12 protein-coding genes are annotated in these 16,182 nt (G+C 71.5%); 9 read left to right on the top strand and 3 right to left on the bottom strand.

Features of this window, described 5'->3' with window-relative positions:
• The first annotated feature begins 21 nt into the window (after window positions 1-21).
• The 8 genes from OG329_RS04460 to OG329_RS04425 all read left to right on the top strand — a co-directional run bounded on the left by OG329_RS04460 (window position 22) and on the right by OG329_RS04425 (window position 10,674).
• Window positions 22-1,071, top strand: a complete 1,050-nt coding sequence (locus OG329_RS04460) for a LacI family DNA-binding transcriptional regulator (RefSeq protein ID WP_405792999.1) — start codon at window positions 22-24, stop codon at window positions 1,069-1,071.
• A gap of 131 nt (window positions 1,072-1,202) precedes the next feature.
• Window positions 1,203-2,444 carry an extracellular solute-binding protein gene (locus tag OG329_RS04455; RefSeq protein ID WP_405792997.1) on the top strand — a complete coding sequence of 414 codons (1,242 nt, stop codon included), beginning with the start codon at window positions 1,203-1,205 and terminating at the stop codon, window positions 2,442-2,444.
• A 187-nt stretch (window positions 2,445-2,631) separates the two neighbouring features.
• Window positions 2,632-3,789, top strand: coding sequence for a carbohydrate ABC transporter permease (locus tag OG329_RS04450; protein ID WP_405792995.1), 1,158 nt, complete (start codon window positions 2,632-2,634; stop codon window positions 3,787-3,789).
• Complete coding sequence (locus tag OG329_RS04445; protein WP_405792993.1) at window positions 3,786-4,739, top strand: carbohydrate ABC transporter permease; 954 nt, start codon at window positions 3,786-3,788, stop codon at window positions 4,737-4,739. The genes OG329_RS04450 and OG329_RS04445 overlap by 4 nt, the downstream gene beginning before the upstream one ends.
• 55 nt (window positions 4,740-4,794) lie before the next feature.
• Complete coding sequence (locus OG329_RS04440) at window positions 4,795-7,515, top strand: GTPase-associated protein 1-related protein (RefSeq protein WP_405792992.1); 2,721 nt, start codon at window positions 4,795-4,797, stop codon at window positions 7,513-7,515.
• Between the two features lie 258 nt (window positions 7,516-7,773).
• Window positions 7,774-8,430: a vWA domain-containing protein gene (locus OG329_RS04435; RefSeq protein ID WP_405801642.1), complete on the top strand. Its 657-nt coding sequence runs from the start codon at window positions 7,774-7,776 to the stop codon at window positions 8,428-8,430.
• Window positions 8,427-9,308, top strand: a complete 882-nt coding sequence (locus OG329_RS04430; protein WP_405792990.1) for a PP2C family serine/threonine-protein phosphatase — start codon at window positions 8,427-8,429, stop codon at window positions 9,306-9,308. Before OG329_RS04435 ends, OG329_RS04430 begins: the two co-directional genes overlap by 4 nt.
• A gap of 16 nt (window positions 9,309-9,324) precedes the next feature.
• A complete protein-coding gene (locus OG329_RS04425) occupies window positions 9,325-10,674 on the top strand; it encodes a protein kinase domain-containing protein (protein WP_405792988.1) in 1,350 nt (449 codons plus the stop codon).
• Between the two features lie 50 nt (window positions 10,675-10,724).
• On the opposite strand, the gene OG329_RS04420 is transcribed toward OG329_RS04425, so the two are convergent.
• From OG329_RS04420 to OG329_RS04410, 3 genes are read right to left on the bottom strand one after another with little or no spacing between them, the layout of a single operon-like run.
• Entirely contained in the window at window positions 10,725-12,944 is a 2,220-nt protein-coding gene (locus OG329_RS04420) for a hypothetical protein (protein ID WP_405792986.1), read from the bottom strand.
• 40 nt (window positions 12,945-12,984) lie between these two features.
• Window positions 12,985-13,509, bottom strand: coding sequence for a hypothetical protein (locus OG329_RS04415; RefSeq protein ID WP_405792984.1), 525 nt, complete (start codon window positions 13,507-13,509; stop codon window positions 12,985-12,987).
• A complete protein-coding gene (locus OG329_RS04410; RefSeq protein WP_405792982.1) occupies window positions 13,506-15,077 on the bottom strand; it encodes a hypothetical protein in 1,572 nt (523 codons plus the stop codon). The genes OG329_RS04415 and OG329_RS04410 overlap by 4 nt, the downstream gene beginning before the upstream one ends.
• 370 nt (window positions 15,078-15,447) lie before the next feature.
• Here OG329_RS04410 and OG329_RS04405 point away from each other — a divergent pair, with 370 nt between their 5' ends.
• Window positions 15,448-16,143 carry a cupin domain-containing protein gene (locus OG329_RS04405; protein ID WP_405801641.1) on the top strand — a complete coding sequence of 232 codons (696 nt, stop codon included), beginning with the start codon at window positions 15,448-15,450 and terminating at the stop codon, window positions 16,141-16,143.
• Window positions 16,144-16,182 lie beyond the last annotated feature (39 nt).

Raw genomic sequence — 16,182 nt, 5'->3', positions numbered from 1 at the left:
TGCGAGGAACGGAGGCCGTTGGTGGCACGTAAGACGTCGGCAGGAGGGCGTAAGTCGGGGCCGGTGACCCTGGCTCTCGTCGCCCAACGGGCTGGGGTGTCCACACAGACGGTGTCCAACGCGCTCAACTCACCCGAACTCCTCGCGCCCGGCACCCTGAAGCGGGTACGCGAGGCGCTGGACGAGCTGGACTACCGGCCCCACCAGGCCGCCCGCTCACTGCGCACCCGCTCCAGCAGATTGATCGGATACGGCGTCCAGCCCACGCCGCCCGGTCTGTCGACGCCCGTGTCCGACCACTTCCTGCACGCGCTGTCGGACTCGGCGGACCAGGCCGGCTACCGGATCCTGCTCTTCGCCGCGCCCCTGGGCGCCGACGACGAGGCCGAGCGCTACGACGAACTGCTGCGGGAGCACTCGGTCGACGGGTTCGTCCTCAGCAACACCTACCGGGGCGACAAACGGCCCAGTTGGCTGCACAAGAAGGCCGTCCCGTTCGTCGCGTTCGGCCGCTGGTCGGCGCGCGACACCGGTGACTGGGTGGACGTCGACGGTGCGCACGGCACCGCCGCCGCCGTCGACCATCTGGTGGCGGCCGGACACCGGAAGATCGCGTTCCTGGGCTGGCCGCGCGGCTCGGGCGTCGGTGACGACCGGGCCGGCGGCTGGCGGGAGGCCATGCGCCGGCACGATCTGCCCATACGTGACCTGCGGGTGTCGTCACTGGACGACGTGGACGCCGCCCGTACCGCGGTCGCCCGCGTCGTGGACCGTGCCACCGCCGTGGTGGCGGCCAGCGACACCCTGGCGCTCGGCTGCTACCGCGCGCTGCGGGACGCCGGGCTGAGCCCGGGGCACGACGTGGCGGTCGTCGGTTTCGACGACTCGCCCGCCGCCGGTCTCCTCTCGCCGAGTCTCAGCAGCCTCCGCCAGCCGCTGGACGAGGTCGGGCGGGCCTGCACCCGCATTCTCATGGACCGCATCAAGGACCCCGACGCCGCGCCGGAGCGAGTGCTGCTGGCGCCCGAACTGATCGTCCGGGAGAGCTCCTTGCCCGAGCCCTCCGCCTGAACCCGTCCGCCTGAATCCGTCCGCCTGAACCCCTCCGCCTGAATCCGTCCGTCTGAACCCCACGGCCTGAACCGCACCCTCCCCCCTCGGGCCACCGAATCCCCGACAGCGATAGCTGGAGAGAGAAGCAGATGAAGAAGAACAGAGCCGCGACCGCCGCCGCAGTGTGCGGCGCGCTGCTGATAACCGGATGTTCGTCCGACTTCGGCAGCGACAGCAGCGCCGAACAGGAAAGCTCCGGCAAGCAGAAGCTCACCGTGATGATCGGCTCCTCCGGCGACGCCGAGACCAACGCCGTCAAGGCCGCCGCCGCGGCCTGGGCGAAGAAGACGGGCAACACCGTCACGGTCGTACCGGCACAGAATCTCGACCAGCAACTCGGTCAGGCGCTGGCGGGAGGCAAGCCGCCGGACGTCTTCTACGTCGGCTCGGCCGTCTTCGCCAACTACGCCAAGGGCAACTCCCTGTACGCGTACGGTGACAAGCTCGCGGACAAGGAGGACTTCTCCGCCGCGCTGCGCAGCTCCTTCAGCTACGAGGACAAGTTCGTCTGCGCGCCCAAGGACAGCTCCACCCTCTCCCTCGCGATCAACACCACGATGTGGAAGGCCGCCGGGCTCACCGACGCCGACTACCCCAAGACCTGGGACGATCTGACGAAGGTCGCGAAGAAGCTGACCACCGGCAAGGTCAGCGGCCTCGTCGTCAACAGCTCGTACAACCAGCTCGGCCCCTTCCTCAAGCAGGCCGGCGGCTGGATAACCAACGCCGACCAGACCCAGATCACGGCCGACAGCCCCGAGAACATCGAGGCGCTGACCTATGTGAAGAAGCTGCTCAACGACAAGGTGCTCGCCTACCCCAAGCAGCTCGACGCGGGCTGGGGCGGTGAAGCGCTCGGTATGCAGAAGGCCGCCATGACCATCGAGGGCAACTGGCTCACCGGCGCCATGACCAACGACTACCCGGACGTCGACTACCAGGTCGTCCCGCTGCCCGCCGGCCCGAAGGGCCAGGGCACGCTCTCCTTCAGCACCTGCTGGGGCATCGCCAACAAGAGCACCCACCACGACGCGGCCGTCTCGCTCGTCGAGGCGTTCACCACCGCCGAGCAGCAGGTGGAGTTCGCCGACGCGTACGGCGTGATGCCCTCGCGCACCAGCGCGCTGGCGACGTACGAGAAGCAGCACCCGCAGGACAAGGCGTTCGTGGACGGAACCGCCTACGCACAGGGTCCGGTCACCCTGCCCGGCTTCACCAAGGTGCTCGAGCAGTTCGACACCGATCTGGCCGGGCTGGCGACGGCCGACCCCAAGAAGATCCTCGGCGATCTCCAGACCAACGGCGAGCAGGTCCTCAAGAGCGGCGGCTGACGGACCGGTGACCGACTGCGTACGAGACCGACCACGTACGAGACCGGCCGCGTAGGACATCCCTCCCGTACGGCATCCCTCGCGTACGACAGCCACCGCGTACGACAGCCACCGCGTACGACAGCCACCGCGTACGACACCCGCCGGGGCGCACGGCCCCGGCGGGTGCAGGAGAAAGAGAAAGACAATGAGTCAGTACGGCAGCGGCAGCGGCTCTGTCGCGGCGCCGCCGGCCGCGGCCGAAGGCGGCGGACGGCGCCCCCGCCGGGGGCCGGCGACCGGCATCAAAGGCAGACAAGGACTGTGGGGCTGGCTTTTCGTCAGTCCGATGGTGCTGGTCCTCGGCCTGTTCCTGCTGCTGCCCATCGGGATGGCCCTGTGGGTCAGCCTGCTGAACTGGGACGGGCAGTCCAACCCCTTCTCCGCCGCCGCCGACTTCATCGGGACCGACAACTACTCCAACATCCTGACCACCGACGGCCTCGACCGCACGCTGTTCATGACCTCGGTCCGCAACAACCTCTACTTCGTCCTGCTGGCCGTACCGCTCCAGACGATCCTCGCCCTGTCGCTCGCCGTCGCCGTCAACAGCCGCCGAATAAAGGGCAAGAGCGTCTTCCGGACGATCTTCTACTTCCCCTCGGTGACCAGCTCCATCGCCATCTCCACCGTCTTCCTCTTCCTGTTCCAGGGCAGCGGCGCCGTCAACGCGCTGCTGAAGTGGGTCGGCATCACCGGACCGAAGTGGTTCACCGACGCCAACGGCCTGGTGTGGACGGTGCTCGGCGGTCTCGGCCTCGTCGACCCCGACAAACCGACGGCCGCGCTCGCGTCCAACGGGTTCCTCGGGCTGTCCTGGTGGGACTGGCTCTCCGGCCCCTCCATCGCGATGTGCACCGTCATCGCGCTGATCGTGTGGACCTCGTCCGGCACCTACATGCTGATCTTCCTCGCCGCGTTGCAGGACGTGCCCGCCGAGTTGGAGGAGGCCGCCCTGCTGGACGGCGCCAACCGCTGGCAGTCGTTCCGCAACGTCACCATCCCCGCACTGCGGCCGGTGATCTTCCTGGTCCTCACACTCGGTCTGATCGGCAGTTGGCAGATCTTCGACGCCGTGTACGTGATGAGCCAGGGCGCCCCCGGCAACACCACCCTCACCCCCGCCTTCCTCTCCTACACCGCGGGATTCCAGGACTCCGAATACGGCCGCGCCGCGGCCATCGCCTTCATCCTGCTGGCGATCATCATGGTGATGACCCTGATCCAGCGCGTGCTGCTGCGCGACCGTGACAAGCCGGTCCGGACGGGCAGGCGGTTCGGGGCCATTCGCCGGAGGGCTTCATGAGTACGGTACCCACGACCTCACCGGCGCGGAAGGCCCCGGCCGCCAAGCACGCGACCTGGGAGCCCCGGACCCGCCCGAGCGATCCGGCCGGGCCACGCGGTACGGGCCACCGGATGCTGCTCGCCGTCGTCTATGTGCTGATCACGCTGGTCGGGCTGCTCTATCTGCTGCCGTTCGTCATCCAGATCGTGACGTCGTTCAAGACCGATCCGGACGCGGCGGCCAATCCGCTGGGCCTGCTGCCGGACCCGTTCTCGCTGGAGTCCTACCGGCGGCTGTTCGGGCTCGGGAACGCAGGTGACGCCGTACCGTTCAGCACCTGGCTGGGCAATTCGGTCCTCGTCACCGTGTTCATCACCGCCGGGCGGGTCTTCTTCGACTCGCTGGCCGGCTACGCCCTGGCCCGGCTCGACTTCCGCGGCCGCAACCTGCTGTTCAACGGCCTGCTGACGGTGATGTCCGTACCCGGCGTGGTGCTGCTGATCCCGAAGTTCCTGGTCCTCAACCAACTGGGCATCTTCGACACGTACGCGGGCATGATCATTCCCCTGCTGGTCGACGCGGCCGGGGTGTTCATCATGCGGCAGTTCTTCCTCTCCGTCCCCAGGGAGGTGGAGGAGGCGGCCAGGATCGACGGCGCCAGTGTCTTCCGCACCTTCTGGTCGGTGGTGCTGCCGATGGCCAGGCCCGCGCTGATCACCCTGACGATCCTGTCCTTCCAGGGGTCCTGGAACGAGTTCACCCACTTCCTGGTCGCCACCCAGTCGCCGCAGTACCAGACGCTGACGACCGGTCTCGCCTCCTTCGTCTCCGGCAGCCTCAGCAGCGGGACGCAGTATCCGCTCAAGCTGACGGCGGCGCTGCTGGCGACCGTCCCCGTGGCGCTGCTGTTCTTCACCTTCCAGCGCCACTTCGTCCGCAGCGCGAACTCGGGGGCGGTCAAGGAATAGGTCAAACTTCGTCGGACCGCCTGCGATCGGGCCGGCCGGCTGGTCAGAATGTGGCATGGTCATCCGCCGTCTCAGCTACCTGCTCGACCGGGAGCCGGACACCGGCAGCGTCCGGCTCCAGCCGCTCCGGCCGCCCGAGCCCCGGCAGTCAGGGGGCGAGCGCGGTACCGAGCACGGTGCCGGGGATGACGACCTGCTCGCACAGGTGGAGCAGGTCATCACCCTCACCCATCGCTGGACGCCGCACGGAGCGCTGAGTTGCAGCCGGCTCCCGGACGGCGGCAGTCTGCTGTGCAACGGACGTACGGACGGTGAACGGCCCGGCGAGCGACGGCAGTTGATCGAAGCCGTACACCTCCCGGCGGGTGCCGCCGGATTCGACCCGGTGTGGCCGATCGACACCTGGCGCTCCCGCTCCTGGGGCACGCCCGGCCCGGCGGGCGAGGGTACGGAGCTGCTGCCCGCGCCCGAGGGGCACTTCGACCTGCCGATGCTCGTCCGGTTCGCCCAGGAGCAGGCGTCGCGCGTCGCGCCGTTCCTCGCCGACGTATGCCGTCTGTGGGCCGACCCCGCCGGCCGGCAGATCGTCATCGCCGAGGAGGACCCGGAGACGGTCGTACGCTGGATCGCCCTCGCCTGCGCGTCACTTCCCGAACACCGGGCCAGGGAGCTGACGTTCGTCACCCGCGCCGACGAGCCGCACGACGCCCCGCAGCAGATCGTCGGGATCGGACCGGACTCGTCCTTCGACCGCGACGATCCGCTGCTGCTCGAGCATCTGTACCGCGTCCACGACGGACTCGGCGGACCGGGAAGCCCTCATGTCCCCGACACCTGGGCCGAGATGAGCGCCGCGCTCTGGCAGTCGGGCACCCCGCCGGTCGGGTCGGCACCGCTCTCCGCCGCTCCCCTCCCGCCGGACACGGCACCGGCCTCCCCGGCACCGGCGGCCCCCTCGTCCGGTGCGGCTTCCGGTACCGCGGCCACGGCTTCCCATACGGCGACGGACGCCGACGACCCGTTCGCCCCCGCCGCGCTCGTGCGCCAACTCCTGCGTACGGGAGGGGCGTCGGGGGACGGGCTCACCGCGCCCCACGGTGAATCCCTGCGGGCGGTCGTCGCCACGCTCGTATCGGCCGCCCGGGACGAGACCCAAAGCCCCTCGGCCGTAGAGGAGTTGACCCGCGTCTGCCAGGAACTCGGCAAGCACTGCCCCGAGAGCGTCACCGACCCGCTGGCGCTGGCCCTCGCCCGGCGCGGGCTCGTGGCGGCCCTCGACCAGGACCTGAACCTCCGGCACGACCCGCTCGCCGGACTGCCCCTCGGGGAAGCGGCACAACGCTCGCTGCGCTCCCAGTTCGGACGCCACTTCGACAAGGCACTGGCAGGTGGCGGACTCCGCGGCCCGGTCGCCTCCTGGGCCGTACCGCTGCGTCTCGCGCTCGTCCTGCACGGCCACCAGGGACCCGGCGTCGAGCACGCGGTGAACAAGCTCGTGCGCGTACTGCTCGAACCACGCGGCCCCGAGCGCGCCGACGCCGTCGCCGTACTGAGGAGTGTCGGTCACCAGGGACTGAGCCGGCTGGTCCTCGCCCGGCTCGCGGTCGAGACGACCGGCCGACGCAGCCATCTCCTGAGGGAGTTGCTGATGTCGCCCCACGGTGAGTGGGTACGGGCCCACCGCGACATCGCCCCGCCCTCCGTACGCCTGGTCGAGCAGGCTGCCAGGTGGAGCGGATCGCCGCACCACCTGCGCGGTATCGACCTGTTCGCCAAACTCGCCGAACCGGCCCCCGGCGCCGCCGTGTCGGCCGCCACGGACCCGCCGACGCTGGAGACCCTGTGGGGACTCGTCTGGGGGGCCGACCAGCCCGAGCGGCCGGACTTCCCCCGTATCGTCCGCATCTGCGGCGCGGAGGCGATACTCGACGCCAACCTCGGCACCCGCTTCCTGGCGTGGCTCACCGCGCCCGGACGGTTCGAGCCCGAACTGGTCGACTTCGCACAGGCGGTCCACCGCCGGCCGGAGCTGACCGGGCGGGAGCGTGCCACCGCCCAACTGCTCGTCGCCGCCGACAACTTCGCGCGCACGAGCCGGACGCCCCGAGAGGTCGTGGACAGCCTGGGCGAGCTGCGCCGGGCAGGCTCGCCCGTGGACCCGGCGCTGTGGAACGGCGTCCAGTACCTCCTCGCGCGCGGCTTCGCCGGCCTCACACCGCACGACCTCTACCAGTCGGGTGCGCTGTCGTATCTTGCCACCGCCGAACCGGCGTTGCAGGGGTACTACCGCGCCGCCATGGTGGCCGAGTTCGCCGACGAGGCCAAGGTGAGCCGGTGGGCCGCGCGGCCGGAGACCGTCGCCGATCTCTTCTACGTCTGGCGCCGGGGGCTGACCAGGACCTCGCGCGAATGGCCTTTCGTGGTCGACGAGTTGCTGCGGAACACGCTGGGCGTCGTGCTGCGCCGGATGAACGACGAACAGCGCGGGGCGGTCGCCACCCAACTGGCGGGGCGGTCGAACAACTGGGTCCAGAACTGGCTGCGTTGGGCGAACGAGATGAGCGGTGGCGCGGACACCCGGATCCCCGGCCGGCCCTCCGCGCACGGACCGGGGCGGGGACACGGGCGGGGACCGGGTGCGGGGCAGGGGGGCGCGCCACGGCAGGGTGTCGTCCCAGGTCAGCCGCCGCCGCCACAGCCCAGTGACTTGCCCACGTACCCACCCGAATATCCGCCCGGATACTCGCCCTCGCACCCGCCGCACCCGCCGCGCTGACGCCAGGGCTTCAATATCCCAGCTCAGCACACTTACCGAGGGGCCCTCAACTAGGCTTTCGAGCAACGCTTTCGGCGGCACCGGACCGCATCACCACATCACCGCATCGCCGCATCGCCGCATCACCGCAGTGACACACGGCACACACCGCATCACTCACCACACCGCACCACACAGGCAGAACCGGGCGTGCGCGAATGGGACGCCTCGGGGGAGAGGACCAGCGTGACCATCATTCTCGACGTTCCCGGCGGCAGCATGGCCAGCCGCCCGGCACACTTCATCTGGATGCTCGACTGTTCGGGCTCCATGGGAGTGAACGGCAAGATCGGCGAGCTGAACTTCGCCATCCGTGAGGCCATTCCGGAGATGCAGCAGGCCGCCCAGTCCAACCCGGCCGCCGCACTGCTCGTGCGCGTCATCTCCTTCGCGAGCGGCGCGAGTTGGCACATCCAGGAGCCCACCCCGGTGGACCGGTTCACCTGGGAGGACGTACACACCTACGGCGGCACGGACATGGGCGCGGCCTTCCGGATGGCCGCCGCCGCGCTACAGACCCCGCCCATGCCGCAGCGCGCCCTGCCCCCCGTCCTGGCCCTGGTCTCCGACGGCCAGCCCACCGACGACTGGCGCTCCGGGCTGCGCGCCATCGACGACACGCCGTGGGGCAAGCGCGCCGTGCGGGTCGCCGTGGCGATCGGCGACGACGCGGACAAGAGCATGCTCAAGGAGTTCCTGGGCAATCCCGAACTCGAACCGCTGCTGGCCAAGAACCCCCGCCAACTGGCCGCCGCCATCCGCTGGATGTCCACCGCGGTGGTGAAGGAGGCGTCGGCGCCGAAGATCGAGGACGCCACACCCGCGAACGTCTCGCCCGTCGTGCCGCTGACCAAGGACGAGACCGACATCTGGTGAACGCCACCGGGACGTCGACCGTGGCGTGGGAACTCCTCGACGGGGGAGTCAAGGGGATCGCCAAGAAGTACAGCCAGGACCGGGGCAGGGCGCTCATCACGGCGGACGGCCGCGCCGTCGTGCTGGCCGTCGCCGACGGGCACGGGTCGCGCGCGCACTTCCGCAGCGACCTCGGCGCGCGCTGGGCCGTGGAGGCGTTCACCGCCAGCGCCCGGGTCTACGCGCACGAGGTCGTACGACGCGGGGACGACGCGGCGAACTGGCCCCGGCTGCTCGCCGAGGCCCGCACGCTCCCGCAGCAGATCGTGCACGCCTGGCGCCGCCGTGTCCTGGTGCACGAGGCCAACTCCCCGGCGCACGGCGGGAACGCGACATCGGACGGTGCCTCGCCCGACGCCGATCTCGCCGTCTACGGCAGCACGCTCGTCGGCGCCGTCATCACCGAACGGCTCCTGGTCTGCTGGCAGTTGGGGGACGGCGACATCGTCCTCGTCGACCCGGACGGCACGACCCACATGCCCTTCTACACCGGCCCCGACATGGGCGACGAGACGGAATCACTCTGCGAGCCCGAGGCATGGCGCAAGGCGAGACTGCACTGGCAGCCCCTCACCGGCGGCCCGCCCCCGGGCGTGCTGATCTCCACCGACGGACTCTCCAAGAGCTTTGCCGACCACGAGGGCTTTCTGGCCTTCGCCACCGGGGTCCGGTCGCGCGCCGCGTCCCACGGTGTCGCGGCCGTCCAGGCACAGCTCCCCGACTGGCTCGGCCACGCGGCCAAGTACTCCGGCGACGACGCGACTCTGGCGGGCGCCCTCCCGGCGTTCCGTCCCGGCAGCGCACCCGCCCACCCCCACCCCCACCCAGACACGCACTGAGGCAGAGAGGAACAGCATGGCGAACGGCATGCTCGCGGCCGGACAGACCCTGGTCACCGAATCCGGGGACCAGGTCACGGTCGCCGAGCTTTTCGGCTCGGGCGGTCAGGGCGAGGTCTACCGGGTGCGGACACCGTACGGCGACCGGGCCGTGAAGTGGTACTACCCCCAGCTCGCCGACGCCCGGCAGCGCCAGATCCTAGAAGGGCTCATCCACCACGGCTGGGGCGACGACCGGTTCCTGTGGCCGCAGACGGTCGTGATGGACCCGAACGCCTCGTACCCGGGCTTCGGCTATCTGATGGACGTACGGCCCCAGCGCTTCCACGACCTGCCCGCGCTGTTCCGCCGTGACCCGTCGGTGGCGGCGACCACACTGCGTACGCTCGTCGCCGCCGCGCTGCACACCGTCGAGGCGTACTTCACCCTGCACTCCAAGGGCATCGCCTACCGCGACATCAACTGGGGCAACATCTTCTTCGACCCGGTCACCGGCGACGTGCTCGTGTGCGACAACGACAACGCCGTCGTGGACGGCGAATCCGCCGCCGTCGCCGGGACGATGGACTTCATGGCGCCCGAACTGGTGCGCGGCGACAAGGGCGCGCTGCCCGGCATCCAGACCGATCTGCACTCCCTCGCCGTTCTGCTGTTCCTGCTCCTGATGAACCATCACCCGCTCGACGGAGCACAGGCGTTGAAGATCCGCTGCATGGACGAGGCGGCCAAGCGGAAGATGTACGGCACCCACCCGGTGTTCATCTACGACCCCGCCGACCCCAGCAACAGGCCCGTGCCCGGCGAGCACCCGACCGTCATCGCCACCTGGGGCGCGCTGCCGAAGATCCTGCGCGACCTGTTCGTCAAGACGTTCACCCATGGCCTCAACTCGCCGTCGACACGGGTCCGTGAGTCGCAGTGGCGGGACGCGCTGAGCCGGGTGCTCGACGCGATCACGGTGTGCGCGTCCTGCGGCCGGCAGAACATGACACAGCCGGACGGTCCCGCTCCCGACTGCTGGAAGTGCGGCAACGCCGTGCTGCTGCCCCCGAAGCTCGAAGTCGTCACGGGCCGGGGCGCCCTGCGCACCCGCCGGGGCATCCGGCTCGACCCGAAGGCACGGGTGTACGCGCACCACCTGGTGGACGACCCGGAGCGGCACGACTTCACCGCCGTGGTGGGGGAGATGACCGAACACCCCCAGCAGCGTGGGCGGTTCGGCCTCACCAACCGTACGACGTTCGGCTGGACCGTCCGCCGCGACGACGGCACGGTCCAGGAGGTCGGCCCCGGCCGCACGGTGGCACTGCGCCCCGGACTGCTGCTGGAGTTCGGCGGCGGGACGGAGGCGGAGGTACACGCGTAGGAATGGACGGGCGCCGGGCGGACACACATCTCGCCCGGTGCCGGGTGCTCTCAGGCGCCGGAGCGGGCGCGCCAGCGGCGCCACCACGGGCGGGCGCGGGGCGCGCCGCCCTGGCTCCACGGGGTCCACGGGAACGACAGCAGCGCGAGGGCGCGGCTGTTGCGGGGCGACCGCGGCGGCAGGTCGGGGACATGCGGCAGGGACGTGGTGGCCGGGACCGTGGGGAACGACACCGCGTCCGGGCGGGGCACCGCGCTCACCTCGATACGGCACGGGCGCCCCGTCAGCGGGATCTCGACGCGCCGCTCGGCCAGGTAGCGGCTGCGGGCCACCCGTGTCTCCTGTCGCCGGCCTTCCTGCTCCCACACCACCAGGACCAGAACCGCGGGCTCGGGCCAGCGGAACCGTAGCTCCGCCGTGCCGGGTGCGACCCGCTGTGCGGTCAAGTCCGCTACGGCGCCCGGCCGTTCGACCAGCACGCTCGGCCCGGCCACCGCCCGGTCACCCAGCACACTGACCGCCGTCATCCGGACCCGCGACCGCTCCTCGGGCACCACGCTCACCGGGCCCTCGCCCGGCGCCGACCGCGCGGCCGGTGTGCCTGACACATCGTCACCCGACCGCCTGGGCAGACCGGACCACTCCACCAGACGGCCGTTCCCACGCGCCGGGGGACGCCAGTCGATCGTCACGATGCCGCCTTCGAGGCTCCGTACGGTGACGTCCTCCACCGGTGACGGCCACTCCACCGCCGTCGCCGCCACCCGCAGCCCCGGCGACCACACCAACTCCCCGCCGTCGCCCGGCAGATCGGGCACCGCCGGATAGCCGCAGGAGATCTCGTACAGATACGTTCCCGGCATCAGCGGCCGGTCCACGAACCCCTTCCGCCCGGCAGGTACGAGCAGCCCGTCCACCGGTACACCGTCCACCGGCTGCCCGGACCGGTCCGTCGTGCCCCCGGCCCGGCGCGCGGTCGAGCGCACCGCCCGGAACCCCGTCGCCGCCGGGTGCGCGCGCCACTCCAGTCGTACGCCGTCGGGCACCGGCACCGCGCGCACCTCCTCCACGTCCGGCACCAGCAGGACGCCGGCGGTGACACGGGGCACCCCCGCCAACTGCCCCCGGCGCAACGGCAGTACGGCGTACCGAACCCGTCTGCCGATCGGGGCGTCCAGATCGAGTACGGAGAGCGAGGTGTCCGTGTACGGCACCTCGACGGCCCGCTCCGGCGCCCCGTCCGGGAAGCGCAGTACGCGGTACGACACCGGTCCGGCCGCGCCTGCTCCCCGCCGGGCGGTGTCGCGCGGCAGCCGCGCGGCCGTCCAGGTCAGCGTGACGGCCCGCCGCTCGACGCTCACGCGCACCGTCGAGTCGGTGGGCGACGGCGCGTCGGGGGAGTGCCGCTCGTCGGCGAGCAGTGTGGCGGCGCCGAGCAGACCCGCCATCGCCCGGTCGTCGTCGGTCGCCCGCCGTACGGCCGCGAGCCACGAGACCGTCGCGGCCCGCAGCTCACCGAGCTGCCCGAGCCGCCGCGCCTCCTCCATCAGCCGGTCCACGGCCGCCGCCCGGTCGTTGAGCCGGGCCAGGAAGTTCGCCAGCACATGGTCGGTGGGGTGGGGCGGCAGGAGGCCGGCGATCCGCAGTGCTCCCCGCAACCGCTCACCGGGCCAGACCTCGTTGATCGATTCGGCCGCGTCGCGCACCGGGCCCCGGCCCGGAAAGCCCGCCGCGACGGCGGACGCCAGTTGTGCGGCGTCCGTGCTGTGCACACCCAGGGCCTCCGCCGCCTCGGCGGTCGGCCCTGAGGGCCGGTCCTTCAGCTCCCGGCACACCTGCCACAGCACGATGCGGCGCGGCCCCATCGGATCGTCGCGCACGACGGTCTCCATGGTGTCCATCAGTGCCGCCGCCGTACCGCCACGCGGATCGGTGGACGTGCGCCAGCGCTCGGCGGTCTCCTGGATATGCCGCAGGTCCACCCGCGTCCACGCCCGCCCCCGGGCCGGGAACCAGAGGCCGTCGAGGATCCGGAAGCCGTCGTCCGTCGACGCCTTCGGGAGGGTCGCGAACACGCTCGTCCCGGCCTCGACGGCCGGGCCCCGCAACAGATCGGCGGCATGCCGGAAGCCCAACCGCCGTATCACCGAGTCGAGTTCGGCGAAGCCGCGCATACCGGGGAACTGCGGCAGGACGGGCGGCGGCAGCCGCCGCCCCGCCGTGCCGCCGCTCGCGCCTTCCACCCGTGCGCCGGGCCGCCACCGCTCCACGCCGTGGGTCCTCTCGTTCGTCGCGGCCCTGGGGCCGTGGTCAGCGGGGCGAGGTGTAGAAGTAGATCCTGATGATCGCCGTGTTCGACGGTTCGCCGAGATCGTGGAAGTCGTCCGTCGCCGTCTTCTTGGAGAACATCTCCGGACGGGCCTTGCTGAGCAGCGAGTTGACGCGGTGCGCGTACTCCGTACCGCCCTGGCTGCCGCCGAATGTCAGCACCAGCGCGGCCGTGCGCCCCGGCCACTTCTTCGTGCCCTTGTTGATCTGGGCGACGATGTCCTCGCTGTCGCCGCCCTTCACCCGGATCTGCTGCGGCTTCAGCTCCACCGACCGCGGCCCGGCGGGGGACGGCGTCGGGGAGGGCGACGGGGAAGGGGAGTTGGACGGTGACGGCCTGGCCGCCGGGCGGGCGGCCAGCGGATCCGGCCGGTCCGCCATCGACACCAGCGCGAGCACCAGCACGAGGTCGGCGAACAGCCAGCCGGCCAGCATGACGACACCGGGCCGCCCACCACGCCGTACGCGTCCGGCCAGTTGGCCCACGCGGCGTACGGGACGGCTCACGAGCCCACCCCGTCCTGCGGCGGATACGGCGGGTGGGCCGGGCCCTGCTCGGGGATGCCGGGAGTGCCGGGAGTGCCGGACCGTGAGGCGGCACCGTTCGCGCCGTTCGCGCCGGACGGTGACAGCCGTTCCGTGGGCGTGTCGTACTCGAAACCCGCCCCGTACGCGCCCGCACCCGCGAGCGTCGGCGCGGACGCCGAGTCCGGCGTCGCGGTGAGCGTCGCGGTGAGCGTCGGGTCGGCGGTCGAGTACGGGGTCGAGTCGGGTGCCCCTACGGGCCCACCCCCACCCCCGAACCCGGCCCCGGCCCCCGCCCCGACCTGAGACACCGTCAGCCCGCGCAGCCCCGTGTCCAGCCGGGCCGCCGCGTCCTGCCAGTGCGCCGCCGCGGCGTCCCAGCGCTCCGTGGCCTCGCGCATCCCGTCGACAGCGTCGTTCGTGCGCCCGGCGCTGTCCACCAGCGCCTTCGACGCGCGCTCCGTGGCCTGCGCCACCGTCTCCGACTTCGTCGCCAGCGTCTGCTGCGCGGCGGCGAGCGCCTTCAGCGACGCCTCCACCGTGTCGCCCGCCGACTTGATCCGGTCGGCGATCCGGCCCGCCGCGGCCTGGTTCTCGGCGCCCGCCTGCGCGGTCGCCGCCTGCCCGCCCCGTACGGCCGCCTCGATACGGTCCGCCGCCGTGCCGAGCTTCGGCAGCTCACCCGTCAGCGCGAGCGCGGCGGTCTCCAGCGAGGTGGTCGCGTCCTGAAGCGCCTTCGCCGAGCTGACCAGCGAACTGTGACTGCGGTCGGCGCGCGACGCCAGCGACTCCATCCGCGTGGCGGCCTTGCTCAGACCGGCCGTGAACTGCTGCGGGGAGGCCGCGCGATGAGGTACGAGCGACAGTTGGATCCGGGTGAGCAGGGACGCCAGCCGGCCCAGCAGATACTCCTGCTCCCCGTTCAGCTTGGCCTCCACCCGGTCCGCGCGCGAACGGGCGCGCGCGTGCCAGACCGAGAGCACCACCAGCAGGCTGATCAGCACGACCGCCATCAGCGCCACGTTCTCGAAGCGGCCCGTGGAGGAGAGATGGCCGCCGAAGCCCGTCTGCCACAACTGGAGGAACGGCCGGGTCGCCTCCTTGGGATTCTCCTGGCTCAACTCCCCATAGGCGCGCACCGCTTCGCGCAGACCGAACCAGGTGATGAGCAGCGGGACGAACACCAGCACGCCCAGTGTCGCCTCCAACGCACCCTCGCGGACGGGGCGTTGACGCATCTCGTCACGCACCACGCGCACGAGTGCTCCCAGGCCCGCCTTGGTCGCCAGCGCCACTCGGAGCTGTGTGCGGAGAGGCGCGCGGCGGGCCGGTGGCGGCTGCGCCAGACTCTCCGGGCGTACGTACGCCTGCACCAGATCCACATCGGCCCATCGGTCGAGACGTGTGTGCTGCTCCAGGTCATGAGCGAGGTCGATGAGTTCCGCACTGCGCAGTTCGAAGGCGGGCTCGGCAGCGAGGAGCCTCAGTTCCCCTGCCAGTTTCTTCTGCTGTGGGTCCGCCTGCGCCGTGTTGGGTGATACCTGTGCCAACCCTGTTTCCCCCTGAATCGGGTGTTCCCCGTGAACGCGCACCGCTCGCGGCCGGTCGCCCACCTCGCCGCGACTTTATGGGGGGACGCCCCCGAGATCACGGCGGTTCCTCGCGTCGTGGCCCGGTCGTTGCGAAAGCGTGTCGCACCGGGCCGAGTTGAGGATCCCGTACGAGGCACGGCCGGCCGTTGACACGGACACGGGGCGGATCTAAGTTCGAATAGAAAGCGCTTACTCCGCCACCCGCCACCCGCTCGCCCGAAGGGGAGTGTTCACCACGTCCCGCACCGGCTCATCCGCAGAGGCAGTAGCAGACACGGCCGCACCCACCGCCGCGCCCACCGCCGCCCCGGCCTCCGGCTTCGCCGGGCTGCCCGGCGCCGTCGCCGTGTCGCATTTGACCGTGTACGACTGGGAGGCCGCCGACGGCCTGCGCGGCGGCACCCCGCATCTGCATCTGACCTGCTCCGAGGGGTATGTGGTGACGGCGGGACGCGGCGCCGTGCAGACCCTCACCGCCGAGAGGTTCGAGAGCACCCCGCTGGAGCCGGGCGCCCTGGTGTGGTTCACCCCCGGCACGATTCACCGGCTCGTCAACGAGGACGGGCTGCGGATCGTCGTACTGATGCAGAACAACGGGCTGCCCGAGGCGGGGGACGCCGTGCTGACCCTGCCGCCGGAACACCTGACCGACCCCGAGACGTACGGACGCCTCGTCCGGATCCCCGAGGGCACCGAGGCTGAGCAGGCGGCCTTCGCCCGGCGCAGGCGGGACCTGGCGATCGAGGGGTTCACGGCGCTGCGCGCGGCGTGGGACGCCGGCGACGAGAAGCCGCTGCTGGACTTCCACCGGGCGGCCGGTGCGCTGGTACGGCCGAGGCTGGCGGACTGGCGGGCGCGCTGGCGGTCCGGTGCCGCCGATGCCGCGCGGCAGACCGGCGCGCAGCTCGACCGGCTCACGGAGGGGGATGCCGCGCATCTCGCCGACGCGCGGGTGAACGCCCGACTGCCGCAAGCGCGCGGGAAGTTCGGCATGTGCGGGCGGCTGGACACGTACGCGGTGTGACACCGGCCCACCGGCCCACCGGCCCACCGGCTCACCGGC

The organism is Streptomyces sp. NBC_01506, from assembly GCF_045040295.1.
GTDB lineage: Bacteria > Actinomycetota > Actinomycetes > Streptomycetales > Streptomycetaceae > Streptomyces.
This window is presented reverse-complemented; position numbering and strand designations above follow the sequence as displayed.